The sequence below is a fragment of the Thalassospira lucentensis genome, from assembly GCF_032921865.1.
Taxonomy (GTDB): Bacteria; Pseudomonadota; Alphaproteobacteria; order Rhodospirillales; family Thalassospiraceae; genus Thalassospira; species Thalassospira lucentensis_A.
Window position 1 is genome coordinate 2,787,282 of record NZ_CP136684.1, and the last position, 26,433, is coordinate 2,813,714.

A 26,433-nucleotide genomic window follows, 5' to 3' on the forward strand; every position below is an offset into this window, starting at 1 on the left:
AGGCCAGCAAAGAAAGCGCCCGGTCGGCATTCCGGGAAGGGGGGATGAATTTTGCGAGACGTTCGCAAAAACGGTTGACTTTCTGCCTTGGAACAGATTTTAAGTGTTATGTTATATCATAACAAATTTGTTTCATGGAGAAGATGATGACGCGAGCACTGCTTGCCCGTTTTTATACCCTTGCCGGTATTCTGGCGGTTGCCGGGGCGGTTGAAACCACCGGAGGGATTACCGGTGTGGCGATGGCCGGGGCGAATGACGATGTGCTTGATATTGCAAGTCCGCTTGAGATTTCCGGACTTGATCCGGCCAAGTCGGGCTATCTTTTCAGTCGCATGCAGGCCGCCGAAACGCTGTTTACGGTCAATCGCGAAAGCCAGATCGTGCCGATGCTGGCGACAGGCAGCCGGGCAAGCGAGGATGGGCTGCGGTGGGAAATCAGCCTGCGCGATGATGTGACATTCCATGATGGCACGCCGATGACGGCCGAAATTGTGGCCGCCGATCTTAACCGCGCGTTCGAGCGCCCGGGCGTGTTGCGCCAGGCACCGATTACCGGCATTTCCGCATCGGGCAATGACATCGTGATCACGCTGTCCGAGCCGTTTGCGATGTTGCCAGCGTTTCTGGCGCATTACAGCACCATCATCCTTGCAGCGGGATCGTTTGACGATGTCGGGGAAGTCCAGACGATTATCGGCACCGGCGCATACCGGGTTGATGCGGTTGTGCCGCCGCTTCGGATCGAGCTTTCGGCGTTTGACAAATGGTGGAACGGCCGCGCGCAGATCGAGAAAGTCAGCTATCTTGCGGTCAGCCGTGGTGAGACGCGCGCGATGATGGCGCAAAGTGGTGATGCCGATCTGGTTCTGTCGCTGTTGCCGGTTGCGGTGACACAGCTTAAGGGCAATCCCGATGTGAATGTGACGGTGGCGACCGTCCCACGGACCCGGCTTTTGAAATTGAATCTGGCGCAGCCGTTCTTTGACGAAACGGTGGAGCGGCAGGCGCTGAGCCTTGCGATCAATCGAAAGGCGATTGCCGGGGTTGTGATGCGCAACACCGATCTGGCGGCAAGCCAGATGTTCCCGCCCGAAATTCGCGACTGGTATGATGCGAATATGCCGGTCCTTGATTTCGATCCGCAAAAGGCGCGCGACCTTTTGGCCGATGCGGGCTGGGTTGCCGGTTCGGACGGCATTCTTGAAAAGGATGGCAAACGGTTTGATGTGACCGTGCGGACCTATGCAAGCTGGCCGGATTTGCCGCTGATTGCCACGGCATTGCAGTCACAATTGCGCGATGTCGGTATCGGGCTTGAGATTTCGGTGGGCAGCTATACCGAAATTCCGGCCGGTCATGCCGATGGTACGCTTGAGGCCGCCCTTGTGACACGCAGTTTTTCGATGGTGCCCGATCCACTGGCGACGGTGATGGAAGATTATGGTCCCGGCGGGGCTGATTGGGGGGCGATGAACTGGCACAATGCCGAGGCCGAAGACCTGATTGCCGATTTGCGCAAGACGACGGACGGGGATGCGCGCGCGCAGATGCAAAAGAAGCTTGCCGATATCCTGCAGGCCGAATTGCCGACCATTCCGCTGGTCTGGAGCGAGCTTGCCATGGCATCGAGTGCGCGGTTGGAAAATGTCCGCACCGATCCGTATGAGCAGAATTATTACCTTGCCGATCTGCGGTGGGCTCGATGAAGGGATTGATTGCGACCCGCCTGATGCAGCTTGTGGCGGTTATTCTGATCGTCGGCACGCTGAGTTTTGCGTTGATGTATTTCCTGCCGGGTGATCCGGCATTAAGGATTGCCGCAGGCCGGTATGGCCCGGACATGATGGATAATGCGATTTCGGATATGGTCCGGGCCGAGCTTGGCCTGGATCAGCCGATCCTTGTCCGGTTCCTGTCATGGATGGGCGATCTGGTCCGGTTTGATCTGGGCCATTCGCTGGTGACCGGGGCGCCGGTGATCCACGAGATCGGTTTGCAGCTTGGCTATACCCTGTGGCTGGCGGTGACGGCCTTTGTACTGTCGCTTGTCATCGGGCCGGTGGCCGGGGCGATTGCCGGGCTGTTTCCCGGATCGGTCTATGACCGGGTGATGCTGCTTGTCGCGGTTGGTTTGCGTGCCGTGCCGCCCTTTGTTCTGGCGATCCTGTTCATGATGGTGTTCGGGGTGACGTTGCGCTGGCTGCCGACCGCAGGGTTTGGTAGCTGGGAGAACCTTGTGCTGCCGTCGTTCACCCTCGCACTTGGTCTTGCGGCGATGTCGTCGCGCGTGATGCGCGATGCCATGATGGGGGTGGCATCCGCCCCCTATTTCATCCATGCCCGGTACAAGGGATTGTCTGACCGGGCGGTGGTGATGCGCCACGGGGTCCGCAATGCGTCCCTGCCGGTTGTCACCTATCTGGGTTTGCAGATGGTGTATCTGGTCGAAGGGGTGGTCGTGGTTGAATCGATCTTTGCCTTTCCGGGGATCGGTCATGCGCTTGTCCATGCGATCATCGCGCGCGATGTGCCGATGGTGCAGGGCACGGCCCTTGCCATGGGGGGATTGTTCGTGTTGCTGAACAGTGTGGTCGATCTTATGTGTCTGAGGCTTGATCCGCGTTTGCGGAGGGCAGCATGATGAAAACCGGATCACTTGCACATCTTCCGGCTGGTCTGGCCGAACAGCAGGCTGGCGGATTCTGGACAACCGCACGCATGGCGGGGGTGGCGATCATTGTGCCGCTTCTGGCGTTTGCGTTTATCGGGCCGATGCTGATTGATACTGATCCGCTGGCACAGGATTACGATGCGGTTCTGATCGCGCCGGGCGATGCGGCGCATATATTGGGGACCGATCATTTCGGTCGTTCGATGCTCGCACGTCTTGCATTCGGTGCGCAGCTTTCGTTTGTCATGGCCTTTGTGACGGCATTGACGGCGGCGGTGCCGGGGATTTTGCTGGGCATTCTGGCGGCGGCACGCGGCGGATTAATCGAACGCGGGCTTGTCGCGCTTTCGGATATTGTTCTGGCCCTGCCGGGATTGTTGCTGGTTCTGCTGTTGCTGGCGTTTGCGCCGGGGCAGTTCGGGCCGCTTTATCTTGGCCTGGCGCTTTATCTTTGGGTCGAGTTTTTCCGGGTGGCGCGCATCGAAACGGCGCGTGTCATGACATCGCCCAGTGTTGAAGCCACACGGCTTTTGGGGTTCGGGCGGTTTTACATCGTGACGCGGATCATTTTCCCGGCGCTGGCCGGGCCGATGATTACGCTTTTTGCCTTTGCCACCGGATCGGCGATCATTGCGGTCAGTACGTTAAGCGCGATCCATGTCGGCCTGCGCCCGCCAACACCCGAGCTTGGCGCGATGATTGTTGAACTGATGCCCTATTACAGCGAGGCCCCGTTGCAGATCATGATGCCGGCAGCGGCGATTTTCCTGCTGGTTCTGGCGTTGCAGCTTCTGGCCGGAAGGAAAAGCTGATGCATGATATCCGTATCGAAAATCTGACGGTGCGCACACAGGGTGGCACGGTTCTGGTTGATGATGTGTCGCTGGCATTTGGCCCGAACAGGCCGGTTTGCCTGATCGGGGAAACCGGATCGGGCAAAAGCCTGATCATGCATGCGGTGATGGGCAGCCTGCCTGACAGTCTGGTGTGCGAGGGGAAAATCCTGTTTGACGGAGTGGATCTTCTGACACAGACAGCCGATGCCAGACGTGCCTTGTGGGGGCGCAAGATTGCCCTTTTGCCACAAGAGCCGTGGCTTGCGCTTGATCCCACCATGCGGGTGCAGGGGCAGGTGGCGGAAGTTTACACCGCCCTGCATGGTGTTCCGGCGCGGGAAGCCGGGCAGAAGGCGGATGGTGAACTTTCGGCGGTGGGGCTTGCCCATGCGGGAAATGCCTATCCGTTTGAATTGTCGGGCGGCATGGCGCAGCGCGTTTCGATTGCCATGGCCCATGCGGGCGGCAGCCCGGTGATGCTGGCCGACGAGCCGACCAAGGGGCTTGACCGGGCATTGTGCAAGGTTGTGGGCGAATTGCTGTGCTTCGAGGTTGCACTTGGCCGGGCGATGATGGTGATCACCCATGATCTTGAACTGGCCGAACAGGTTGGCGGGACGGTCGGCGTGATGCGGCGTGGCCGGTTGCTTGAGGCCGGGGCGGCGGCGGATATTTTGTCTGCGCCGTCCGATCCCTATACCCGGGATCTGGTGGCGAGCTTGCCACGCAACTGGCCGGTGCGCGACCATCCGCATCCCCGTAACGATGTGACGTCATCGGGTGATAAAGCGGTCGTCACCGGACGCGGTATTGGCAAGTCATTTGGCGAAAGGCAGCTTTTTTCCGGGCTTGATATCACCCTGAACCGGGGCGAGATCACCGTGGTCCTGGGGCCAAGCGGCAGTGGGAAAAGCACGCTTGGCAATATTTTGCTGGGATTGATGCCGTTTCAGGAGGGGACGGTGGAACGACCGGGAAATCTTCCGGCGATGCGATACCAGAAAATCTATCAGGACCCGCCATCGGCCTTTATTGCCCATCAGACGCTTGGTCAGGGATTTGACGACCTTCGGCGGTTACACGGGATCGACATGGCACGCCAGACCGCGATGATGGAAAGCCTTGGCCTTGATCGCGGGCTTCTGGCAAGGCCGCCCTCGGCGATTTCGGGTGGGGAATTGCAACGTTTTGCAATTGCGCGGTCGCTTCTTCTGGATCCGGTGATGCTGTTTGCCGACGAGGCGACATCGCGGCTTGACCCGGTCAGTCAGAAACGGGTGATCGACCTTCTGGTGGCACAGGTTCGCGAACGCGATCTTGCGTTGCTGCTGGTGACGCATGACGAGGTCTTGGCCGAACGCATTGCCGACCGGATCATCCGAATTGATAATGCGCGGACCGCGACCACACAGGCCAAAGCGGCATAACGGCTTCCTTGGCTTGTGGCCGATGGTTCGGTCGCGAGGCCCCGATTATTTCAGACAAACAAAAAAACGCCGCCCGGTAAAGGCGGCGTTTTGCGTTTGGGACGCAAGATGCTGAGTGGTCAGATCGCGGTGGCGCGGTTGGCGTCGATATAGATTTCGCGCAGCCGCTTGGCGATCGGGCCCGGCGTGCCATCGCCGATTTTCTTGCCATCGACTTCGGCGACCGGGCAGACAAAGGCCGAGGCCGAGGTCGAGAAGGCTTCCTTGGCGGCATAGACTTCATCGACCGTGAACAGGCGTTCTTCGACCTTGAGCTGCAATTCCTCGGCACATTTCAGGACGGCCTTGCGCGTGATGCCATGCAGGATGTCGTTGGAAAGCTGGCGGGTGACGATGACGTTATCCTGCGTCACGATATAGGCGTTGTTTGACGAGCCTTCGGTGACATAACCATCGAGCACCATCCACGCATCATCAGCCCCCTTGGCAGCGGCTTCGGTTTTGAGAAGGGATGCATAAAGAAGCTGGACGGTTTTGATGTCGGACCGGCGCCAGCGGACATCCGGGTAAGTCAGGATTTTCTGGCCGCGTTCGGCGAGCGGCGATTTGATCAGGGATTTGGATTGGGTGAACAGAACAACCGTGGCCGGAGTGTCATCCTTGATCGCGAAATCACGGTCACCGGCCGACCCGCGCGAGATTTGCAGGTAAACCAGGCCTTCGGTGATGTCGTTGCGTTTGACCAGTTCGCGGTGGATTTCAAGCAGTTCGTCGATATCGGCCTTGTAGGTGAAGCCCAGTTCGGACAGCGAGCGCGCCAGACGGGTCATGTGACCGTTGAAATCGATCAGCTTGCCATCAAGCACCGAGGTGACTTCATACACGCCGTCGGCAAACAGGAAGGAACGGTCAAAGATCGAAACCTTGGCTTCATTTTCCGGCAGATAGTCGCCGTTCACATAAACAGTACGCATGTCATCTTCCTGTCTGTTCGGGAACCGTCGAAAGGCGATGCCGGAAATCCGGTTTCCGGGGATGGCCGATCGCGCATGTTAAACCATATACCCATTTCGATAGCACAGAGCGGGCGGGTTTGTCGCGCGACGCTTTGGTTGTTGCGTATAAAAGGTGGAAAATTGCCTTTGCGGCCTTTCGAATGCCGCAATGTCGCATATATATGCGTTCATTGGCGCGCAGAACCGCAGAACATTCGATGAAAACTTTTTGAAATTAGTGTTTGACCTGAACTTAACTTGAGGTCCTATGGTCCTGTTCCAGAAACGGAAGTCCTGATTACATCACGCCCCAAACGGACAAGACACGGAGCCCCCCGATGAATACGCATCTGCCGATAAGTGCCCCCAAATTCGATGATGCCGCGATCACTTCCAGCGTGCAGAACGCGATTGACGCAAGCTGGGCAAAGCCCTTTCCGCTGCCTGAGCCGCAGGTTGATCTGGACGCCTATTTTGCCCGGATCGGCTATGACGGCCCGCGCGAGGCGACGCTTGAGGTTTTGCGCGATCTCCATGCGCTGCATCCTGCCCATATCCCGTTCGAGGCGATCAATGTGCTGTGTCGCAAGGGGGTAAGCCTTGCGCCAGAGGATATCGACCGCAAGATCATTTTTGAAGGACGCGGTGGTTATTGTTTCGAGCAGAACGGCCTTTTCCGCCGCGTGTTGCGCAGCCTTGGCTTTGAGGTCGAAAGCCTCGCCGGGCGGGTATTGTGGGGCTATAACGAGGGCGATGGCCCGCGGCCGCGCTGCCACATGGCGATGCGCGTCACGCTGGATGGCGAGGCGTGGCTGGTTGATGTCGGGCTGGGCGGCTGTGTGCCGACCGCGCCGCTTTTGCTGGGCGTTTCGGTGCCGCAGGTCACCCCGCATGACACCTTCCGGGTGCGGGAACGTCATGGCCGTTACCTGACGGAGCTTGAACGCGACGGGGTGTGGAAGCCGGTGCATGAGGTCGATATCGTCCCGGTCGAGGATATCGATTACGAGGTGATGAATTTCTATGCCAGCACCCATCCCGAAAGCGGCTTTGCCAAGGTTCTGATGGTGGCGCGAAGCGCCCCGCATGCAAGGTTCACGTTGCTGAACAATCGCCTGACCATTCGGCTGCGGACGGGCGAGGAAGAGGTGCATCACCTTTCAGTCGGCGATGTCGAGCAGACATTGACCGATATTTTCGGCATCAGCGTTGATCCGTCGTGGCGGACCTACCTTGAAGATGTGGTTGCCAGTGCGGAGGCCGTGCGCAAGCAGGGGTAATGAAGCCGTTAAATCAGCATGATCAGGGGCCGTGGCAAGGTGCTGCGGCCCTTTTTGCAGGCGGGTCAGTAATTGACCGACAATTCATGGCGGTTCATCAGGCTTTCGAATGTGCCGTTCTTTTTGACCTTGGCGAGGGCAGCGTTAAAGCGTTCAAGCAGTTCGGTGCCGTTCGGATAGTCCTTTGAGGTCATCAGAAACAGGCCAGCGCCCGGAAGCAGCGGTTTTTCAAGCGTATAGAATTTTTCAACTTCTTCGGGTGGGAAGAGGCTTCGGATGACGTGCCAGCCGACCGAGCGCGCGGTGGAAAACAGGTCAATCCGGCCCAGTTGCAGCATTTTGAAATTCTGTTCTTCGGACAGGGCATATTCGACGTTTAGCCCGGCTTCCTCATACCATGGCTGATAATAATATCCCTGTATCCCGCCCAGGCGGTAGGAATGCAGATCGGCCAGGGTTTCATATCGGATGGCTGGTTTCGCACCCTGTGCGTTATAGGCGAAAAACGGGGAATCCTCGATATAGAGCGGGTCGGAGAAATTGAATTTCCGGTCGCGTTCTTCGGACCAGCGATAGGGTAATGTGCCCCATGCTTCGAGATTTTCAACATCCTGTTCGCCGCGCTTCCACGGTCTGAAATGAAATTCGAAACGGACATTCATTTCTTTGCCGATGGCGCGAAACAGATCAGGCAGGAAGCTTTCGCGCGCCGTGGCATGGGTATAGGGCGGGTAATCGTTGGTGACGATCACCAGCGTTTCGGTGGTTTCGCTTGCGCGTGCCTGTATCTGTGTTTGAGCCAGCAGCAAAAAGGCCGCTGTCAGCCAGACTTTGCGAAAGAATGTCATCCGTGTCCTTTTCCCGGCGGCACCGGGTGATTGGTTGCGGTGTTCTGTCGTTGCCGCAATTCAACCGTGTGTTCCCTTGTATATGGGTGGGGGAAAAGGACTTTGCAGGGGGATGTCTGGTTTTCCGATATTCCGGGAAATAAAAAAAACGCGCCGCATGGGGGGATGCGGCGCGTGAAGTTGGGCAGATGTTGAGGGAGGCAGGCGTTAAGGATCAGTTGGCGTTGGCGGCCTTGAGGATCAGGTCGGCAACTTCCTTGGGGTGGGAAACCATGACGACGTGGGAGGCGCCATCAATCACGACGGTTTCCTGTGAATTGGCGCGTTTGGCCATGAATTCCATTGCGGCGGGCGGGATGTTTTTATCGGCCGTGCCATAGATGTGGTAGGACGGCACATCCTTCCATGCGATATCGCCAGACGGTTCGTTCAGCGCAAAGTCGGTGACCGGGCGTTGGGCAATCGCCATCAGGCGGGCCTTTTCAGCCGGAACGTCGGCGGCAAATTGCGCGTGGAATTTTGCCGGATCGATATAAAGGTCATTCACACCGTTGCCGAGCGGAACCGGGGCTGCCAGGGCCTCGCCCAAGGTGCCGCCGGGGAATTTTCCGGCCAGTTCGGCAATGGTTTCACCCTTTTCCGGGGCGAAAGAGGCGACATAGACCAGCGCCTTGACATTGGCCGCACCGGTTGCGGCGTTGCTGATGACTGGCCCGCCATAGGAATGACCGACCAGAACGACCTTACCCGGAATGCTGTCGATAAGCGAGCGGGTATAGGCGGCATCGCCCGAGACACTGCGCAGCGGGTTGGCAACGCTGATCACGCGATATCCTTCGTCCTGCAGGATCGGCGCGACACCGTCCCAGCTATCAGAGGCGGCAAAGGCGCCGTGGACCAGAAGGATGGTCGGTTTGGTATTGGCGGCATTCGCGGCCGCCGTGTCAGCGGCAAAGGCCGGAGATTGCGCGGCCATCAGACCGAAGGCAAAGGCAGTCGCCTTGAGCAGGTTTTTCACATTCAGCATTTTCATCTTCCCTTTTCCCGGTTTCGCCGATGACCGGCCAAACGTTGTTTCGATGAGATGCTTGTAGCTGTGAATTTATGATCGTGCAATATTAAATCGTGTACGATTTAATCACGTGAGATCACATGAGCGTGATGTCGGTATTGTGGCGGGGGTGCTGGTGGAGGTAAGGGCGGCAGGACACATTATCCGTTACTCCCGCGAAAGCGGGAATCCATCTTGCGGCGGGTTTGGTGTGTTCGGTTTCCGGGATCAGAATTTCATTCTGAACCCGGCACTGGCGGCATGTTCGCGGCGACTTTTGGAGATTGAGGGCTGGTAATCTGCATAGAAGCTCCAGCCATCGTCATCGGCAAGGGTCATGCCGAGATTGCCGACCAGTGTATCGCGGTCGGTTTCGCTGCCTGCGACCGTGAAGGAGGATGTGCCGGTAAAGGCCAATGTGGTGCTGTTGGCTGTCGGGCCAAGGTGATGGTCCCAGCCAAGCCGGAATTGCGGGATCAGGGTTTTGCCATTGCCGGTTTCAAACATGCCCACCATCCTTAGCCCGAGGCTTGCGGTTCCGGTCAGGGTGCTGTCAGATGCGCGTGACAGATTGGCCGAGCCGGCCCCGGTTTCGGTAAAGGCGTCATGATCGTTCCAGAGCACGCCCAGCGCGCCATAGGGCACAACCCGCCAGTTATGGGCAACGTCAAATCCCCTTGCCAGTTCAAGATTGGCATTGAGCGCATTGTCGGTGTAGTCCGCCGTGGCGGTACGATCAATACCGCCAAAAACAAGATTACGGCGGCTGTCATTTGCCGTTCGGGTCCATCCGGCCTGCCCGGAAAGCCGCAAATCATCGCCAAGGTCACGCGTGCCATAAAGCCCGGCCATGAAATTACGGCTATCGAGGGTGGCATCCCGGCCAGCCTGACGGTTCCTGGCGTCGGCATAACCGAAATAGACCCCCAGAATGGTGGTATCGGAAAGCTGTGTGTCAAAGCCGCCAACCATGCCGGTCCATTGGTAATCGGTGGTGTCGGCATTGCCATCACCATCGATCCGGCCGGTTGCGCCGATGGCCTGAAGCCAGATGGCGGATGCGGCCTGTGGTGCATTTTCAGCCCCCAGCGAGAGCATGTTTGCATCACTGGCATATATTTCACTGTCACTTGCCATCGGGCCGGAACGGGCAAAGCCGGTAAGTTCGGCGGGGGACAGGGTGCTGGCGGCGACAAGGGACCCGCTGATGGTTCCGGTAACGCCGCGGCTGCGATTCAGATCGGCAAGGCGCGCCCCGATCTGGCCGGTGGCCTGATGGGTGATGTGGTCATTCATGGTGGGGCCCGCGGCAAAGATATCGCCCGAGAGCTGCTGATAGGCGTGCTGCGCCCCGGCATCCGTCAGGCCGAGAATGGCGTTGCTGATGGTGGTGCCGTCCGTGCCCGAAAGGTTGCCGACCTGGCCTGCGACGGCTTTTTGATTGGGGGTTGTGGCAATGTCGGTAAAGCCACTGGCGTTGCGGGTCAGTGTCAGGGAGACATCATTGCCGGTGCCGCCGACGGTGGAACGGGCGGCGTCATAAAAGGCAAGCTGATTGTCAATCGTTGCAAAATCGCCGGTAATCGCATCAACGCCATCATTTTCGATGATTACGTAATTATAGGTGGTTTGACCGGAGAAATTGTTCCCCGATACGCCTTTGACCCGCAGTGTCGAGCCGGTGATATCGACCGTGCCAGTCACGATGACCTTGTCGGAATTGCCAGCACTATCCACCTCGATCTCGAGGATGGAACCGGCATTGAGGACATAGGCGCCATTGACGGTCTGGGTGCCGATGGAATTGCCCGGCGCGTGAACGCCGCCCGACTGTAAGGTCGTCGCCCCTAAGGTGCCGGTGCCGCCAAGGGTGGCACCGCTCGCGACCGTGACGGCAGAGGCAATTGATCCATTGACCGCAAGGCGGCCCGCAGAAACGGTCGTGGTGCCGGAATAGGTGTTGGCCCCACTGAGTGTGACGGTGCCGGTGCCGGTTTTGGCAAGCGCGCCGGTCCCGGCCAGAACGGCACTGATGGTGCCCGACTGGGTCGCGAAGGTGCCCGATGATGACAGGGTGCCGTTTGACACGGTTGCACCATTGAGTGTGATGGTGCCGGTGCGGGTCTGTGTTGTCGTGCCGAGATCAAGCGTGCCGCCGGTCAGGTTAAGTGCGCCTGCGGCATTTCCGAGTGTTCCCGATCCTGACAGGGATAATGTGCCCGCCGAAAGGTTTGTTGCGCCGGTATAGGTGTTGGCAGCACTCAGTGTGACGGTGCCGGTGCCGGTTTTGGCAAGCGCCCCGGTCCCGGCCAGAACGGCACTGATGGTGCCTGATTGGGTATCGAAGGTGCCCGATGAGGACAATGTGCCATTTGACACGGTTGCGCCATTGAGTGTGATGGTGCCGGTGCGGGTCTGTGTTGTCGTGCCGAGATCAAGCGTTCCACCGGTGAGGTTAAGCACCCCGGCGGCATCCCCGAGTGTTCCCGATCCTGACAGGGATAATGTTCCCGCCGAAAGGTTTGTTGCGCCGGAATAGCTGTTGGCGGCACTGAGTGTCAGGGTGCCTGCGCCGTTTTTGGTCAGTGCCCAGCTTCCGGTGCCGCCCGATCCGGCCTGATCGGTGATGGTATTGGCAAGGGTTTGTGTATCGCCGGTATCAGGATTGAAGGTCAGGGTGCCGCTGCCTTGCAGGAAAACACCATCGCCAAAGGCAGAGCCGTCCTCGGCCGTGCCCGCCGCACCGGTTCCGCCGGTTCCGCCGGTGACGGTGTTGTTATTGACGGTCAGGGTTCCGGCGATGGTCAGGGTTGCGCCATCCATGACAAAGATGGCACCCCCGGCACCAAGGCCACCACCCCCGGCCGCCTGAGAGGTGGTACCGCTTGAGACACCGTTGCCAGCGCCAAATCCGCCCTGACCGACACTGGCGACGCTGCCAAGGCCGCCACCACCACCGCCGCCGCCAAAACCGCCATCGCCCCGGAATGCGCCACCCCCGCCGCCAAAACCGCCATTGCCGGCTTTGCCGCCGCCGCCGCCAAAGCCGCCATCGGGGTCGTCGGTAAACGTGCCATCAATGCCGTTGACACCGCCGCCGCCGACCGACTGGTCGCCAGAACCGCCGCCGCCGCCATTACTGCCGCCCGTACCACCCCCGCCGCCGAGATCGGCGCCATCCCCACCGGCACCTTCGCCCTGGGCGATTCCGTCACCGCCATTTCCAACATTTGATCCACCGGTTGCTCCGCTGCCAAGGCCGCCGCCGCCGCCGTTAGTGCCACTGACAACCGTGCCGCCATCGCCCCCCATGCCGCCGCCGCCGCCGGTGACCCCACTTGCGGTTTGTGCACCGCCATCACCGCCGGTTGCGGCGTTGTTTTGCGCGACAAGGTTGCTGATGGTGACATTGGCGCCATCTTTGACGAACAGCGCCCCGCCAAGCCCGGCGCCGCCGCCGGCGGCCTGACCTGCGTCGCCGCCCGAAGCAACGGCGTTTTCAATGGTCAGGTCGTTGATGGCCACGGTGCCGGAATACACAAACAGGCCGCGAAACGCGTTATTGCCACTCAGCGTATTGCCATTACCGTTCAGCGTGATGTTGCTGTTTAACGCGTTCAGATCGCCGCTGGTCAGCGTGATGGTGCCCAGACCGTTTTGGACATCGATGGTGTTGGTGCCGCCCGCAGCGTTGGCATCAAAAATCGCCTGCCGCAGGGAACCGGCACCGCTGTCGGCGGTGTTGGTGACATTGAACGTTGCGGCCTGTGCCGATCCGATTGGTGCGGCGCATGACAGGATCAGGGGGACAAGACCATATCGGGTGTGCGCAAAGATACCTCGCCAGCACGAGAATTGACGTGCCCGCCGGGATGGTTGATGCGGATCCATGTAACAGCACGCCTTTGGTCATGAGAAATAAGAGGTTCCCATTCCTTTGGGCGACTTTCGCAAAGGGCACAACCCGCTATCTGAGAGCGTGGACTTTATTCTGCGCAATGTGGATAAGGGCTTGCGCAAAGTGGATAATTGGCAGGTTTTTTGATAAAAAGACCATCCGTCGGCGGGGCATGGTCGCCACGCGCCCGGATCAGTTTGCCGGTCTGGCATCGGCCCTTTGGGAAAGATCGTCAAGATAGGCGAGAAGATCGGCGATGGTTTCAGGGGTGAAGGTGAATTCCGGCATGGTCAGTTGATCGTGCGACACGGTGATGCCTTCGGCAAGGGCCTCTTCGAGGTTTTCAATCGGCCAGCGCTGACCGAAGCTTGCCAGTGGCGGGGCGGTGGTGATCGTCGGGTCGGGATAGGGATCACCGGCAAATTCCATATGACAGCGCAGGCAGGTCTGTTCGGCAATCGCCTTGCCACGAGTGATATCGCCCTGTTCCTCGCCGCGATGGGCAAGCTGGTTGCTGATCAGCAGGAAGGCCGCGGCGGCGACCCCGGTGATCAGGATGACAAGGCTTCGTTTGTGTATCATGGCGGTTCCCTCTTTCGTCTTTGGCGGGAGTATAGCGCCATTTGGTAAATGAAGTTTTTCGAATGTGCAGGCGGGATGTTGCGAAAGATATTGATAATCAGTCTTAATATCTGCTAGTGAAGCATCGTTGTTTGTGCCGTCCCGAGGAAATACGGCTTTGTCCGCGAACCCCAACGCCCTTGTTCTTTTCATGTCGCATCGCCCGGCGCTGGTGAATTATGCCAGCAGCATCACGGGTAACCGCGTGCAGGCCGAAGACCTGGTGCAGGAAGCCTGGTTGCGGTTTGACGCGGCATCGGACCGGCGGCTGATCGAGGATGCGACGGGGTATCTTTACCGGATCGTGCGCAACCTGGCGCTGGATAGCAAACGCAGGCTGGCGCGGGAAAACCGCGTGACCAGTGCCGGGGATTTTGACGAGGCGGCCCGGATATCGGCCGATATTGCCCCGGACCCGGAAACCGTCGCCCTTTACAAGGATGAATATGCGATCGTGATGGCGGCGATGGACGAATTGCCCGAACGCACCCGCATTGCATGCGAGATGCATCGGTTTGGTGGCGCAAAGCTTAAGGAAATTGCCGCCTTCCTCGATATTTCCGTGCCGCTGGCGCACAAGCTGGTGGCGGACGGGATCGAGCATTGCAAACAGCGGCTGGATCAGGCATGAGCCGGGTTCACAATATTTATAGAAAAAAGTTCCGCAAATGCGTTTAGTAGTTGTAGGAACTTTAGCTTTGGTTCTTTTCGGGGCAGGCCGGTGCGCACCCGCAATCTGCGATACCGACCGGGAATAGAGACGAGAATGGCAGCGAACACAGATGCGATCCCGCCGCAGGCCTCACGGGAGGCGACCGACTGGCTGATCCTGTTGCAGGAAGAGCCGGACGATCAGGATATTCTGCGCGCATTTGCGGAATGGTGCGAACGTGACCCCGCACATATGCAGGCATGGAACGCCACGCGCCGGGCGGCGGATGTGATGGCGACAGGCGCGCCTGAGCATGCTGATCGCTGGCAGCCCTTCGTTCGGGAGATGCGAACGGGCGGTGAAGGATCGTCTGTTTCATCATCATCGCGCAAAGACAATGTCGTGCATCCGGCTTTCGGGCGGCGAAAGATGTGGCTTGGTGGCGGGCTTGCCATTGCCGCATCGCTTTTTGCCGCCGTGATCGGGCCGGGGATCGTCACCCGTGCCGTTACCGGCTGGCAGGCCGATTATGTGACCGATACCGCCGAGATGCGGACCATCACCCTTGCCGATGCCAGCACGGTGACGATGGCACCCGAAAGTGCGATCCGGGTGCGGTTTGAGGCGGGCGAGCGCCATATCGACCTTTTGGGGGGGGAGGCGTTTTTTGAGGTTACCCCAGATGCCGAGCGGCCGTTTACGGTTTTTGCCGACGAGGTTGGCGTGACGGTACTTGGCACCGGGTTTGACGTGCGGCGCAATGAGGCGGGCACGGATGTTGCGGTCGAGCATGGTCTGGTGCGGGTCGGGTTTGATCAGATCACCCCGCCGGTCGCAGAGTTACTGGAAGCCGGGCAAAGTGCCAGCGTGACATGGCAGGGGGCGGTGGCGCGTGGCCAATTGCCTGCAGGTCAGGTTGCCGCGTGGCGGCAGAACCAGTTGATTGCTCAGGATCAGCCGCTGGGTACCGTGATTGACGGGCTGCGGCGCTATTATCCGGGCCGGATCATCATCACCGATGATGCGTTGGCGACCCGACCGGTTACGGGGGTCTATAATCTTGCCGATCCGCTGGCGGCTCTTCGCGGGATTGCACGGGCGCAAAATGCGGTGGTGCGGCAGATGACGCCGTGGGTTTTGCTGGTGTCGGCATCCTGAGAACGGCCTGAAACAGGCCGTTTGACAAAAATCTGAAAAATTTTCCGAAGTTTTTTTGAAAAAAAATCCCCGAGGCACGTTTTGTGTTTTAAGCGCAAATGAGAAGCGTTGTTATTCTCATTTGTGATCATGTATATGACGCAGAACGGAGATCCATGGAATGACCACAGGGGGTAAGGCGGGCATGCGGAGCCGCGGCAGACAGACGGTTTTTGCAAGCGCGCTTTTGGTGACAAGCGCGTTGGTGCCGGTCGTGATCGCGGCACCGGCGATGGCGCAGGCACAGGTGGCGCAAAGCGGGGCGGGGGTCCTTGCCGCGTCACATGCATTTGAGATTCCGGCGCAATCCATGACCAGCGCGCTGGCCCTGTTCGGGCAGCAGTCCGGTCTTCAGATCACGGTTGATGGCGCACTTGTGCGCGGGGTTGATGCGCCAGCGGTCAACGGCAGCATGACATCGCAGCAGGCGCTGGACCGGCTGTTTGCCGGAAGTGGCCTGACCTATAACATTTCCGATGACGGCACCGTGGTGGTCGAACAGATTGCAACCGGTGCGGCGGCGGCAGAAGGCGAGGTTCTTGATCCGATCCGGATTGAGGGCAATGCAGAGGGTGCTTATGGGCCAATGGGCCCGACAAAGGATAGTGTTGTTGCCAGCCGGTCGCGCACGGCATCGAAAACCGATACGCCGATCCTTGATGATTCCGCCGCCGTGTCCGTGGTGACGCAGAAGGAACTGGAAACGCGCAATGTCCAGGACGTGCAGCAGGCGGTTGCCTATAGTGCAGGCGTGCAGGCGGGCGAATATGGATCGGATGTGCGATATGACTATATCCGTATCCGCGGTTTTTATTCGTCGCTTTCGACCTATCGCGATGGATTGTCGTCACGGACCTACAACTTCGTGACGGCCCGTCAGGAACCCTATGGCCTTCAGCAGGTCGATATCCTGAAAGGATCGACATCAAGCCTGTTTGGCATGAACGGGCCGGGGGGGCTGGTCAACCTGATTACCAAACGCCCGCAGGACGAAGCCGGTGGTGAGGTTTTCACGACCCTTGGCGAAAACCATGTGCGCGGTGGCGGGGATGTGACCGGGCCGGTCGCGGAAGACAGCAACTGGACCTATCGCCTGACCGGACTTTGGCAGGATGCGGAACGCGAACAGGATTATTCGCAGGATGACCGTGTGTATATTGCGCCGGCCTTTACCTATAAGCCGAAGGCGGGAACGGAACTGACCATCCTGACCAGTTACAGCAACCGCGAAAGCAATCTGGGTTACGGCTTCCCGGCCGGGATCGAAACCAGCCGCAATGCGTTTTTCGGTGAACCGGATTTCAACACTTTCGATACCGAAGAAACCAATATCGGGTACGAGTTCTCGCACCAGATTACCGACAAGCTGCAATTCCGCCAGAACGCGCGATATACCCATGTCGATCTGGATTACGAGACGGTTTATCTGCATGACACGACGCCACTTGGTGACCGTTGGGCTTTTGCGATCTATGGCGAGCTTGACCGTTTTGCCATCGACAACCAGATGCAGTACGACACTGCACTGAATGAAACGTTCGACAGCAAGACGCTGGTGGGGTTTGACTACAACCGCGATCAGAACCGCGAACAACGCTATGACGGGACAGCATCGCCGATTGATCCTTACAATCCGTCTTATTGCGGGCTTTCGTGCATCAACTTTACCAGTAACTCGGACACGGAAATCACGCAGGCGGCCTATGGGCTTTATGCGCAGGAACAGCTTACGATTGCCGATGACTGGATCGCGACCGTGGGTGGGCGTTTTGACTATGTCCAGAGCGATGTCGATACGCTGAGCAGCGGGACTGTCGAGGAACGTGACGACCATAAATTCACATCGCGTCTAGGTCTGACCTACAAGGCGACGGACGAGATTTCGGTTTACGGGAACTATTCGGAATCTTTCCAGCCGGTCTATTCCAGCACATCGTCGCTTCCGGGCGGTGCCAAACCGCAGGAAGGCACACAGTACGAGGTTGGTATCAAATATCAGCCTGCCGCAATTGACGCGTTGTTCACTGCTGCCCTGTTTGACCTGACACAGGAAAACGTTTCGCAATGGAGCGAGGATTATTCGGTTCATCGTCAGATCGGCGAAATCAATTCACGCGGGTTGGAGCTTGAAGGCAAGATGTCGCTTGATGAGCGCACCAACCTGACGCTGGCCTATACCTATCTTGACGCTGAAATCAAAGAAGAGGTTATTACCGACAATATTGGCAACCGTCCGTCAAACGTTCCTGAACATAATGCATCGGCGTGGCTGGATTACACCATTCCGGAACATGGGGTGTTTGGCGACCTGACCCTTGGTGGTGGTGTCCGTTTTGTCGGGTCACGCTATAACAACGATGCCAATACCGATCTGCTGGGATCGCATACGGTGGTTGATGCCATGGTGAATTACATGGTGACGGACAATGTCAGCCTTGCGGTCAATGCGACCAACCTGTTTGACCGGGAATATGTCGCGTCCAACACGTTCGGCAGCCGTTTCTATGGTGAGGGCCGCACGGTTCTGGCGACGCTGAAATATAGCTGGTAAGATTTCCGATCCGTGAAGATGCAGGCGGCCGTATCCCCGTGATACGGCCGTTTTGCATGGCGGGGTTGCTGGTTGGTGTCTCTATCGGAAAACGGAAACCTTTGGTAGAATTCCGCAACGTTCCGGGAGGACATCATGGATCAGCGTCTTTTGGGTAAAACGGTTCTGGTATTCGGTGGTGGCTGCTGTGCGCCGGGATGGGGAAATGGCAAGGCGACGTCCGTGCTGCTGGCCCGGGCCGGGGCGAAGGTTGCAGTGGTTGATATCAACAAGATCGCCGCAGATGAAACCGCATCGCTGATCGAGGAAGAAGGCGGCGAGGTCATTGCATTGACCGCCGATATCACCAAACGCGATCAGGTCGATATTGCGGTTTCGACGGCACGCGGGTCGCTGGGCGAGATTGATGTACTGGTCAATAATGTCGGGATGGTGATTGGCGGCGGGCTTGAACGGCTTGACGTTGAAGACTGGCACAGTGCGTTCAAGACCAATGTCACCGGATTTTTCCATAGCTGCCAGGCGGTGATGCCCGCGATGCGCAAACGCAAAAGCGGATCGGTGATCAATATCGGATCGGTCAGCGGGGCGCGGCAGATGGGAATTGATTATCCGGCCTATGCCGCGGCCAAGGCGGCCGTTACGCAATTCACCAAATCGCTTGCGGTGGAATATGCGCCGCATCATGTGCGGGTCAATGCGGTGGTGCCGGGGCTTATTCACACGCCACTGGTCGAGGCATCGCTGGCACGGCTTTATGACGGGGCCGAGATCAACCGTATTCTTGAAACCCGCAATGCACAGGTGCCGATGGGGCATATGGGTGATGCGTGGGATGTGGCAGAGGCGGTTTTGTATCTGGCATCGGACGGGGCGAAATATGTCACGGGGATCGAGCTTGTGGTTGATGGCGGGTTAAGCTGCACCACACGGTGATGGGCTGCACGGTGACGGGCCATGAGGTGAACTGGTTCACCTGTAGCGGATTTGTGATTTGCCCGATCCGCGTGATTGCAGAAAACTTTTCGCAATCTTGCCGCCAGCATCATGATTTCCGCCCCGGCCCATCCGAAACAGGGAGCTTACGATGAACCGTTTGACTGCCAAAGATTTCTCGCCGGAACTGCTTGAACTTTATGATTTCTATGCGCATGGGATCATTTCGCGCCGCGAATTTCTTGACCGGGCCGCGAAATATACTGTCGGCGGGGTCACCGCGATGTCGGTTCTGGCGTCGCTTAGTCCGGATTATGCGCTTGCGACACAGGTCGAGTTTACCGATCCCGATATTGTCGCCGAATATATCATGTATCCGTCGCCCAACGGCCATGGCGAGGTGCGGGGCTATCTGGTGAAGCCCGCAAATCTGACGGGCAAGGTGCCCGGCGTGGTGGTGGTGCACGAAAATCGCGGGCTTAACCCCTATATCGAGGATGTGGCGCGAAGGGTGGCCAAGGCCGGTTTTATTGCCCTTGCCCCGGATGGGCTGACATCGGTTGGCGGATACCCCGGCAATGATGACAAGGGGCGCGAATTGCAGCGCCAGGTCGACCCGACCAAGCTTATGAACGATTTCTTTGCCGCCATCGAATTCCTGACCGCGCATGAGGCAACCACGGGCAAAACCGGCATTACCGGTTTTTGTTATGGCGGGGGTGTGTCGAATGCGGCGGCGGTGGCTTATCCGGAACTCGGTGCCGCCGTGCCGTTTTACGGCCGTCAGGCGGACGTGGCTGATGTGCCGCGCATTCAGGCGCCGTTGCTGTTGCATTATGGTGAACTGGACGAGCGGATCAATGAAGGATGGCCTGCGTATGAGGCGGCATTAAAGGAACATAACAAGGTTTATGAGGCCTATATCTATCCAGGCGCCAATCACGGGTTCCATAATGATTCCACCCCCCGCTATGACGAGGAGCAGGCCAAGCTTGCCTGGGACCGCACGATTGCTTGGTTCAATAAATATCTGAGCTAGGCGCGTTCTGCGTTCTGGTCCGCATGTTCATTTACAGCCCGGTGGTCACTATTCCGCCGGGCTGTTTTGTTTTGGCTGTCTTGTTTGGAGATGCTTGACGGGAATGGCTTTTACGATACATCATAAGTTACGTGATTCGATGTGGCTTGTGATGAAAGAGCATTTCCGATGCAAAACGCGACCGAACGGCCGGAAAACCCGGTTGAATTCTGGGAAGATCATTATCGGACAAAAAAGACCGACTATTCGGGTAATCCGGGGGAGTTGCTGGTGCGGTATGTGGCCGACCTGACGCCGGGGCGGGCATTGGATATCGGCTGTTCGCATGGGGATGATGCGCTTTGGCTGGCCGGGCGGGGCTGGGATGTGACGGGGGCGGATATTTCGCAAACCGCGATTGAGCGGGCGCAGGAGCGTCTGGTGGGGAGTGACCTTGCGGGGCGGGTGCGGTTTGTCGCCTGCGATCTGGAACGCGAGATGCCGGACGGGGAATATGACCTTGTCACCGCGTCCTATTTTCAGTCGCCGGTGGCCCTTGCGCGGGCCGATATCCTTCGGCGTGCGATGGCAAGGCTGGCGCCGGGCGGATATTTCCTGTGTATCGCGCACGCATCGGCCCCGCCGTGGCGGAAGGGCAATGGCGAACATCAGTTCCCGACCCTTCAGGAAGAGCTGGACGGGCTTGAGCTTAAACCCGATGAGTGGATTTTGCACAAGGCCGGGAATGTGTCGCGCAGGATGACCGGGCCGGAGGGGCAGGTTGCCGAGGTGATGGATCTCGTACTGTTTTTGCAGCAACCGTCATTGTTGCTTTAAAGAGTTGCGGCTTTGGCGACATGGACCGTAAGGAACTTATGTCTCTTAGGCGGTTTTATCACGTTTTCAGTGTCTTTAGACGCGGATCGGCAGGAAGCTGCGCAGGGCGGCAATGACTGCCTGTGGAGATTCTTCAGGTAATAAGTGTCCTGCGTGGATCGTCATTCCCGTGACGTCGTTAGCCCACTGCGACCATATTTCGATTTGGGTCTCGGCCGTGTTTCGGGGATCACTCGTTGGCCATAGGACCTGGACCGGGCATAAGAGCTTTTTACCGCTTGTTCTGTCGATCCGGTCAAGGTCCATATCTTCGTTCATTGCTGCCCGGTAGTCCTCGCAAATGGCGTGACGTACTTTGGGATTGCGAAAGGCTTCGCGATAGATGGCAAGTGCCTGTGGCTCGATATTCTCAAGACCGTTGGCCATTGTGGCCAAGCTGTGTTCGATGAAGGCATCGGGTGCTGCTGCCAGAAGTTTTTCAGGTAAACCTGCTGGTTGTGACAGGAAAAACCAATGGAAATTCCTGGCGGCGAATTGGTGATCAACAGCAGACATTGCGTCAAGCACCGGAACAACCGCAAGGGACGAGAAGGCCGTCACCAAATCCGGGTAATCCAGAGCAAGACGAAATCCTGCACGTGCCCCGCGGTCATGCCCGACAACCGCAAACTTCTGATATCCAAGGTGCTGCATCAAGGCCGTCAGGGACCGGGCCACACGTTGTTTTGTCCAGCGTGGCTTTGTGGTGCCGATCTGACTTGCGCCATATCCTGGCAAATCAGGAATGATAAGTGTCCATGAGCGCGCAAGATCATGAGCGATTTTTCGCCATGCGATATGGGTCTGAGGATAGCCGTGCAAGAGCAGCAATGGCGCGCCATTTCCGCCAATTACGCCAGCAAACCGAACATCATCAACCGTAACATCCAGCCGTCGAAAGCCGGGGAAAAAAGATAGGGATGCCGTTTTATCGGTGAGTAAATCCATTGTGTATCCTGCGAAGCATTCGGTTCTTGGGAGCGCCAATGCACGTTCTGATAATTATTTGTAGTGATCGATACAAATAATCTCTTGCGTCAGGAAGTCAAGTTATGTTTAGTGATCGCTACAAATTATCATTTTTACTGCGGGCGTGAATGGCCTTGCAAACAAAGGATGGAAAGCAAGATGGCGATGAACAGGCGCGACCTGATCAAGAATGCCGGCATGATGGGCATGCTGGGAATGGCATCAGCGGTTGCTGCACCCGCAAAAGCTGCGGATGCCTCTGAAGGACTTGTCGGCAAGGGGGCTTCGAAGTTCATTCTGGTGCATGGTGCGTTTCATGGGGGATGGTGTTATGGCCGAGTTGCCGCGCTTTTGCGCAAGGCGGGGCATCAGGTTTGGACGCCTTCATTAAGTGGTATGGCCGAGAATGCGCATCAATTTTCCGGATCGATCAATCTTTCGACCCATATCGAGGATATTGTTCGTCTGATTGATGCTGAAGACATTGATGATGCCGTGTTGTGCGGGCATTCCTATGGTGGAATGGTGATTGCCGGTGTCGCGGATAAACGGCTAAAAGCGATCCGCTCGATTGTTTATCTGGATGCTTTCATGCCAGCTGATGGACAGTCGTTATTTGATCTTGATGCGCCGGGTGCCGTGCAAGCTCATTTGAACAGTGCCGCCAATAATGGCGGCCATACAATCCCGCCTATACCGTCTTCGATCTTTCGGGTGAACGAGGCCGATCAGGCCTATGTGGACAGCAAATGCACCGCGCAGCCGCTTGCGACATTCAGCGAGCGCATAAAACTTGGTGGCGATTATCAAAGGGTTGCGAAAAAAACATTCGTCTATGCCGAGGGATGGAAGGATATTTCGCCGTTTGGCGGTGCTTACGAAAAGGCAAAGACAGATTCCGGTTTTGTGACGCATAAAGTGCCGTGCGGGCATGATGTCATGATCGATATGCCTGATCATTTGGCAAAGATTTTGGTTGATGCCGTATAGCGGATATTCTGTGTGCCTGCCGCTTTGTTCTGTTGAAGCGGCAGACACACTGTGATTGCCCGTCAATTCCTTGCCTTTTTGGGGTGTCTTGTATTTAGTGACAACCATGAATAAACAACCAGTATCCAGACGGAAAGGCCCCCGCAGTTTTGATCGCGATGAAGCGGTCAAAACTGCCATGCACCTTTTCTGGCGTCATGGATATGAAGCCGTTTCGATCAATGATCTGACACGGGCAATCGGTATTGCGCCGCCCAGTTTATACAGCGCGTTTGGCAACAAGGCCGGATTATTCCGCGAGGCTCTAGAGCTTTATGATGGGTTGCCCGGTGCGCTTGATGGTCTGACCGAAGCGGCGACACTTGAGGATGCGATCAGTGGATTGCTGCACCGGGCGGTAGAGGTGATTACAGATCCCGCACGTGAAGCAGGCTGCATGATTTCTACGGGAATGCTCGAATATGGGGCGGATCACGCGGATATTGCGGCGTCTATATCCATGCGACGAAGTCAGATGCAATCACGTATTGCAGAAACGCTAAACCGTTGGCTCGACAAGAAAACGGCGAATGCCAAGGCGTTTTATTTAGCCACCGTCATGCAGGGAATGTCGGTGCAGGCTCGTGATGGTGTTGCACGTTCTGATCTTAAGCAGATGATAAATGAGGTACTGGCCGGTTTGCGCTTGTAAGTCGAAATGATCGCAGCATCCGGAATGATGCGCGCATTATTATAACAGAGGCGAAAAGGGCGGGATCATGTGACCCCGCCCTTTGTTTTTCATTCGCGGAACTTTTCGCGGGCCGGGGCACCGCCGCGGCCACGTTTGAGGCTGGGCAGGGCCAGCATGGCGAGAACGAAAAGCCCGGTTGCCAGTTTCAGATCGGGCGGGGGCATACCGGCGGCCAGGCAGAGCGACACCAGCTGATAATAGATGATCGCGCCGACAAACGGGGCGAGGAGCTGTCGGAAGACGCTGTGTTTGCCAACAATTGCCTCGCCGATCATGAGTGCGGCCAAGCCATTGATCAGGATGCCAAGGCCCATATTCACATCGGCAAAGCCCTGTGACTGGACCATAAGCGCGCCGCTGGTGGCCGAAAAGGCACTGGCGAGGCCAACGCCGCCGATGGTTGAAACCCAGACGGAAATGCCTTGGGCCTCTGCCATGGCCGGGTTGGCGCCGACCGCGCGCATCGCCGTGCCCTTTTCGGTTTTAAAGAACCAGTTAAGCGCCACAAACACCGCAGCCCCGATGATCCCGGCAATGATGATTTTGGCCGCCGGGAAGCCCGGCGTGACGAAGGGTGCCCAGTCAAATACCGAACCGGTGCCAAAGATCGACAGGTTCGATTTACCCATGATGCGCAGATTGATGCTGTAAAGCATCGTCATCATCAGGATCCCGGCCAGAAGCGTGTGGATGCGGAACCGCAGATGGATGAGCGCGGTACAGCAACCAGCAGCAAAACCGCACAGAAGAGCGGCGACGATCGCCAGGGCCGGATTGATTCCGGCGGCAATCAGAACCCCGGCAACACAGCCGCCCAGCGGATAGGCGCCTTCGCTGGTGAGGTCGGGGAAATGCAGGGTGCGGAACGGGATCATGATGCCCATGACCACAAACGCCAGGATCAGGCTTTGTGCCAATGTTACCGGGACCAGTGCCACATAGCTTGTGAAGGTCGAAGAAAGGAATTCCATCATCAATCAGGCCCCCAGCAACATGGCATCGGATTTGACCGAGAAATGATCGATCAGCTTTGCCACCGTGACATCGGCCTTTTCTTCGCCGCCGATTTGCAGTTTGACCTTGCCCGCGTCCAGCATGATGACGCGGTGGCCGTAATCAACCGCGTGCTGCATGTTATGGGTGACCATCAGCGTGGTGAGTTTAAGCGCATCAACGGCGCGCACGGTTGCCCCCATGACAAGATCGGCAGTGCGCGGATCAAGGGCGGCGGTATGTTCATCGAGCAGCAGAAGATCGGGCGATCCGCCGACCGCCATGATGAGCGACAGCGATTGACGTTGCCCGCCCGAAAGCAGTTCAACGCGGGTATCAAGCCGGTTTTCAAGGCCAAGACCCAGGATTGACAGGCGTTCCTTGTAATCAGCAAGACGTTTGGCATTAAGCCCACGGGCAAAGGTGCGGCTTTTGCTGCGCAGTTCGGCCAGAAGCATGTTTTCGGCAACCGTCATGCTGGCAGCAGTACCCAACATCGGGTCCTGAAACACACGGGCAATGCGCATGGCGCGTTTATGCACGGGCGTGTTGGTGACATCATCGCCATTGATCAGGATCTGGCCGCGATCAAGGGGCATCGCGCCGGAAACGGCGTTTAGCATCGTGCTTTTGCCTGCCCCGTTGGAGCCGATGACAACACCGAATTCGCCGGTTTGAAGTGTCAGCGAAAGATCATCAAGCGCGACTTTTTCGTCGGGCTGGCCTTTGTAAAAGGTTTTTCGTGCAGACCGGATTTCAAGCATCCGTATCCTCCGTAAAGCAACATTGGCGCCCCCCGGGTGATACCGGAATGCGGGGCGCCAAATGTCATGTGAGGCCGGATCAGCTTATTCGACGACGCAGCCGCAATTGGCGAGTGCCTCGGGAATGGTGATGCCAAAGGCATCGGCGGCTTTTTTCGAAATCAGTGGCTCGTGATTGACATAGGATGGTTTGGACGGTGCGATGGATGCCGCGTCCTTGCCATTGAGGATTTCCGCCGCAATGATGCCGGCACTTAAACCGACCTGCGCATAATCGACCGAGAAGCTGGCAGGCACGGTGCCATTGGCAACGGCCGAGCTATCGGAATTGACAATCGGAACGCCGATCTGGCGTGCAGCCGCCGAAACCGCGGCAATTGCTGGCTGGATCAGGTTTGATGCCGGGGCATAGATGACATCGGCCTTGCCAGCGACCGACGTGATGCGCTGCTGGATATCATTGACGTTATCAATGCCGACCGGAACGACTTCAAGGAAGTGTGCCGGAGCCAGTTCCTGCACCTTTTCAAGCAGGGCGACGTCATTGGCTTCGCCCGGGTTATAGGGCAGGGCAAGACGTTTGGCATTCGGCAACAGCAGTTTGGTGAATTCCAGAACCGCGTCGATATCCTGCAAGTCCGATGCACCGGTCATGCCTTCGTCACCGGCTTCCCACGACGGGACCAGCTTGGCAGCGACCGGGTCGGTCACGGCGGAAAACACAATCGGAATGCCCGATCCGGCCAAGGCTTTTTTGGCGATCTGGGAAACCGGGGTGGTGACGGTAAAGATCAGTTTGGGATTTTCGGCCTGCAATTTGGCGATCATCTGGGGGACCAGAGACGCATCAAAATTGGTGTGGCTTTCGGAATAGACAACGTCGGTTCCCTCGGCAAAGCCGCCGCTTTCCATGCCTTCCTTGAAACCGGCGATGGCGGCGTTCAGCTGCGGATGTTCACCGAAATTGGCAATGCCGACCCTGATCGGTTCGGCAGATGCGGTGCCGATGGCCCCCAGCATCGCGCCAGCAATCAGAAGACCGGAAAGCGGACCGGATTTGAAGATTTTCATTTTTTACGAAGCTCCCTGATTTATCAGGCCGGTATGTGGCAGACCGACCCTGC

The 26,433-nt window shown here is 57.7% G+C and carries 22 protein-coding genes; 13 read left to right on the forward strand and 9 right to left on the reverse strand.

Going from position 1 to position 26,433, the window contains the following annotated elements:
* Nucleotides 1-146: 146 nt before the first annotated feature.
* From R1T41_RS13490 to R1T41_RS13505, 4 genes are read left to right on the forward strand one after another with little or no spacing between them, the layout of a single operon-like run.
* Complete coding sequence (locus R1T41_RS13490; RefSeq protein ID WP_317337486.1) at nucleotides 147-1,709, forward strand: ABC transporter substrate-binding protein; 1,563 nt, start codon at nucleotides 147-149, stop codon at nucleotides 1,707-1,709.
* A complete protein-coding gene (locus R1T41_RS13495; protein WP_317337488.1) occupies nucleotides 1,706-2,644 on the forward strand; it encodes an ABC transporter permease in 939 nt (312 codons plus the stop codon). Before R1T41_RS13490 ends, R1T41_RS13495 begins: the two co-directional genes overlap by 4 nt.
* Nucleotides 2,641-3,486, forward strand: a complete 846-nt coding sequence (locus tag R1T41_RS13500) for an ABC transporter permease (protein WP_317337490.1) — start codon at nucleotides 2,641-2,643, stop codon at nucleotides 3,484-3,486. Before R1T41_RS13495 ends, R1T41_RS13500 begins: the two co-directional genes overlap by 4 nt.
* Nucleotides 3,486-4,937 (forward strand): ABC transporter ATP-binding protein, encoded by a 1,452-nt coding sequence (locus R1T41_RS13505; RefSeq protein WP_317337492.1) that lies wholly within the window; start codon nucleotides 3,486-3,488, stop codon nucleotides 4,935-4,937. Before R1T41_RS13500 ends, R1T41_RS13505 begins: the two co-directional genes overlap by 1 nt.
* A 119-nt stretch (nucleotides 4,938-5,056) precedes the next feature.
* On the opposite strand, the gene R1T41_RS13510 is transcribed toward R1T41_RS13505, so the two are convergent.
* Nucleotides 5,057-5,911 carry a D-amino-acid transaminase gene (locus R1T41_RS13510; RefSeq protein ID WP_062952698.1) on the reverse strand — a complete coding sequence of 285 codons (855 nt, stop codon included), beginning with the start codon at nucleotides 5,909-5,911 and terminating at the stop codon, nucleotides 5,057-5,059.
* 359 nt (nucleotides 5,912-6,270) lie between these two features.
* Here R1T41_RS13510 and R1T41_RS13515 point away from each other — a divergent pair, with 359 nt between their 5' ends.
* Entirely contained in the window at nucleotides 6,271-7,212 is a 942-nt protein-coding gene (locus tag R1T41_RS13515; protein ID WP_317337495.1) for an arylamine N-acetyltransferase, read from the forward strand.
* 65 nt (nucleotides 7,213-7,277) lie between these two features.
* On the opposite strand, the gene R1T41_RS13520 is transcribed toward R1T41_RS13515, so the two are convergent.
* The 4 genes from R1T41_RS13520 to R1T41_RS13535 form a co-directional block, all read right to left on the reverse strand.
* Nucleotides 7,278-8,060 carry a substrate-binding periplasmic protein gene (locus R1T41_RS13520; RefSeq protein WP_317337497.1) on the reverse strand — a complete coding sequence of 261 codons (783 nt, stop codon included), beginning with the start codon at nucleotides 8,058-8,060 and terminating at the stop codon, nucleotides 7,278-7,280.
* Nucleotides 8,061-8,274: 214 nt separating this feature from the next.
* Entirely contained in the window at nucleotides 8,275-9,093 is an 819-nt protein-coding gene (locus tag R1T41_RS13525; protein WP_317337499.1) for an alpha/beta hydrolase, read from the reverse strand.
* A 246-nt stretch (nucleotides 9,094-9,339) separates the two neighbouring features.
* The gene (locus tag R1T41_RS13530; protein ID WP_317337501.1) at nucleotides 9,340-13,002 is read right to left on the reverse strand and encodes an autotransporter domain-containing protein; all 3,663 of its coding nucleotides are present in this window, start codon (nucleotides 13,000-13,002) and stop codon (nucleotides 9,340-9,342) included.
* A gap of 199 nt (nucleotides 13,003-13,201) precedes the next feature.
* A complete protein-coding gene (locus R1T41_RS13535; protein WP_317337503.1) occupies nucleotides 13,202-13,591 on the reverse strand; it encodes a cytochrome c in 390 nt (129 codons plus the stop codon).
* 157 nt (nucleotides 13,592-13,748) lie between these two features.
* Here R1T41_RS13535 and R1T41_RS13540 point away from each other — a divergent pair, with 157 nt between their 5' ends.
* The 6 genes from R1T41_RS13540 to R1T41_RS13565 all read left to right on the forward strand — a co-directional run bounded on the left by R1T41_RS13540 (nucleotide 13,749) and on the right by R1T41_RS13565 (nucleotide 20,821).
* Nucleotides 13,749-14,261 carry a sigma-70 family RNA polymerase sigma factor gene (locus R1T41_RS13540; protein WP_082832717.1) on the forward strand — a complete coding sequence of 171 codons (513 nt, stop codon included), beginning with the start codon at nucleotides 13,749-13,751 and terminating at the stop codon, nucleotides 14,259-14,261.
* 135 nt (nucleotides 14,262-14,396) lie between these two features.
* On the forward strand, nucleotides 14,397-15,440 hold the full coding sequence (locus R1T41_RS13545) for a FecR family protein (protein WP_317337506.1): 1,044 nt from the start codon (nucleotides 14,397-14,399) through the stop codon (nucleotides 15,438-15,440).
* A gap of 160 nt (nucleotides 15,441-15,600) precedes the next feature.
* Nucleotides 15,601-18,030 (forward strand): TonB-dependent siderophore receptor, encoded by a 2,430-nt coding sequence (locus R1T41_RS13550; protein ID WP_317337507.1) that lies wholly within the window; start codon nucleotides 15,601-15,603, stop codon nucleotides 18,028-18,030.
* Between the two features lie 135 nt (nucleotides 18,031-18,165).
* The gene (locus R1T41_RS13555) at nucleotides 18,166-18,966 is read left to right on the forward strand and encodes an SDR family NAD(P)-dependent oxidoreductase (protein ID WP_114110991.1); all 801 of its coding nucleotides are present in this window, start codon (nucleotides 18,166-18,168) and stop codon (nucleotides 18,964-18,966) included.
* A gap of 151 nt (nucleotides 18,967-19,117) precedes the next feature.
* Nucleotides 19,118-20,005: a YghX family hydrolase gene (gene yghX, locus R1T41_RS13560; protein ID WP_062952689.1), complete on the forward strand. Its 888-nt coding sequence runs from the start codon at nucleotides 19,118-19,120 to the stop codon at nucleotides 20,003-20,005.
* Between the two features lie 168 nt (nucleotides 20,006-20,173).
* Nucleotides 20,174-20,821 (forward strand): class I SAM-dependent methyltransferase, encoded by a 648-nt coding sequence (locus R1T41_RS13565; protein WP_317337508.1) that lies wholly within the window; start codon nucleotides 20,174-20,176, stop codon nucleotides 20,819-20,821.
* A gap of 75 nt (nucleotides 20,822-20,896) precedes the next feature.
* Here R1T41_RS13565 and R1T41_RS13570 read toward each other — a convergent pair whose 3' ends face one another.
* Complete coding sequence (locus tag R1T41_RS13570) at nucleotides 20,897-21,808, reverse strand: alpha/beta hydrolase (RefSeq protein WP_317337509.1); 912 nt, start codon at nucleotides 21,806-21,808, stop codon at nucleotides 20,897-20,899.
* A gap of 180 nt (nucleotides 21,809-21,988) precedes the next feature.
* Between R1T41_RS13570 and R1T41_RS13575 the strand changes: the two genes are divergently transcribed.
* Entirely contained in the window at nucleotides 21,989-22,819 is an 831-nt protein-coding gene (locus R1T41_RS13575; RefSeq protein ID WP_317337510.1) for an alpha/beta hydrolase, read from the forward strand.
* 55 nt (nucleotides 22,820-22,874) lie between these two features.
* Nucleotides 22,875-23,510, forward strand: coding sequence for a TetR/AcrR family transcriptional regulator (locus tag R1T41_RS13580; RefSeq protein WP_317337512.1), 636 nt, complete (start codon nucleotides 22,875-22,877; stop codon nucleotides 23,508-23,510).
* A gap of 89 nt (nucleotides 23,511-23,599) precedes the next feature.
* On the opposite strand, the gene R1T41_RS13585 is transcribed toward R1T41_RS13580, so the two are convergent.
* The 3 genes from R1T41_RS13585 to R1T41_RS13595 form a co-directional block, all read right to left on the reverse strand.
* Nucleotides 23,600-24,526, reverse strand: a complete 927-nt coding sequence (locus R1T41_RS13585; protein WP_197467370.1) for an ABC transporter permease — start codon at nucleotides 24,524-24,526, stop codon at nucleotides 23,600-23,602.
* A 3-nt stretch (nucleotides 24,527-24,529) separates the two neighbouring features.
* Nucleotides 24,530-25,309, reverse strand: a complete 780-nt coding sequence (locus tag R1T41_RS13590; RefSeq protein ID WP_247793877.1) for an ABC transporter ATP-binding protein — start codon at nucleotides 25,307-25,309, stop codon at nucleotides 24,530-24,532.
* Between the two features lie 84 nt (nucleotides 25,310-25,393).
* Nucleotides 25,394-26,380, reverse strand: a complete 987-nt coding sequence (locus R1T41_RS13595) for an ABC transporter substrate-binding protein (RefSeq protein ID WP_247793876.1) — start codon at nucleotides 26,378-26,380, stop codon at nucleotides 25,394-25,396.
* Between the last annotated feature and the right edge of the window lie 53 nt (nucleotides 26,381-26,433).

Excerpts from the sequence above, each read along its gene's own strand:
- R1T41_RS13585 (WP_197467370.1), bottom strand. The coding sequence starts at position 24,526 with ATGATGGAATTCCTTTCTTCGACCTTCACAAGCTATGTGGCACTGGTC.
- R1T41_RS13595 (WP_247793876.1), bottom strand. The coding sequence starts at position 26,380 with ATGAAAATCTTCAAATCCGGTCCGCTTTCCGGTCTTCTGATTGCTGGC.
- R1T41_RS13505 (WP_317337492.1), top strand. The coding sequence starts at position 3,486 with ATGCATGATATCCGTATCGAAAATCTGACGGTGCGCACACAGGGTGGC.
- R1T41_RS13575 (WP_317337510.1), top strand. The coding sequence starts at position 21,989 with ATGGCGATGAACAGGCGCGACCTGATCAAGAATGCCGGCATGATGGGC.
- R1T41_RS13535 (WP_317337503.1), bottom strand. The coding sequence starts at position 13,591 with ATGATACACAAACGAAGCCTTGTCATCCTGATCACCGGGGTCGCCGCC.
- R1T41_RS13515 (WP_317337495.1), top strand. The coding sequence starts at position 6,271 with ATGAATACGCATCTGCCGATAAGTGCCCCCAAATTCGATGATGCCGCG.
- R1T41_RS13525 (WP_317337499.1), bottom strand. The coding sequence starts at position 9,093 with ATGAAAATGCTGAATGTGAAAAACCTGCTCAAGGCGACTGCCTTTGCC.
- R1T41_RS13545 (WP_317337506.1), top strand. The coding sequence starts at position 14,397 with ATGGCAGCGAACACAGATGCGATCCCGCCGCAGGCCTCACGGGAGGCG.
- R1T41_RS13565 (WP_317337508.1), top strand. The coding sequence starts at position 20,174 with ATGCAAAACGCGACCGAACGGCCGGAAAACCCGGTTGAATTCTGGGAA.
- R1T41_RS13550 (WP_317337507.1), top strand. The coding sequence starts at position 15,601 with ATGACCACAGGGGGTAAGGCGGGCATGCGGAGCCGCGGCAGACAGACG.
- yghX (WP_062952689.1), top strand. The coding sequence starts at position 19,118 with ATGAACCGTTTGACTGCCAAAGATTTCTCGCCGGAACTGCTTGAACTT.
- R1T41_RS13570 (WP_317337509.1), bottom strand. The coding sequence starts at position 21,808 with ATGGATTTACTCACCGATAAAACGGCATCCCTATCTTTTTTCCCCGGC.
- R1T41_RS13530 (WP_317337501.1), bottom strand. The coding sequence starts at position 13,002 with ATGGATCCGCATCAACCATCCCGGCGGGCACGTCAATTCTCGTGCTGG.
- R1T41_RS13590 (WP_247793877.1), bottom strand. The coding sequence starts at position 25,309 with ATGCTTGAAATCCGGTCTGCACGAAAAACCTTTTACAAAGGCCAGCCC.
- R1T41_RS13495 (WP_317337488.1), top strand. The coding sequence starts at position 1,706 with ATGAAGGGATTGATTGCGACCCGCCTGATGCAGCTTGTGGCGGTTATT.
- R1T41_RS13490 (WP_317337486.1), top strand. The coding sequence starts at position 147 with ATGACGCGAGCACTGCTTGCCCGTTTTTATACCCTTGCCGGTATTCTG.
- R1T41_RS13520 (WP_317337497.1), bottom strand. The coding sequence starts at position 8,060 with ATGACATTCTTTCGCAAAGTCTGGCTGACAGCGGCCTTTTTGCTGCTG.
- R1T41_RS13555 (WP_114110991.1), top strand. The coding sequence starts at position 18,166 with ATGGATCAGCGTCTTTTGGGTAAAACGGTTCTGGTATTCGGTGGTGGC.
- R1T41_RS13510 (WP_062952698.1), bottom strand. The coding sequence starts at position 5,911 with ATGCGTACTGTTTATGTGAACGGCGACTATCTGCCGGAAAATGAAGCC.
- R1T41_RS13500 (WP_317337490.1), top strand. The coding sequence starts at position 2,641 with ATGATGAAAACCGGATCACTTGCACATCTTCCGGCTGGTCTGGCCGAA.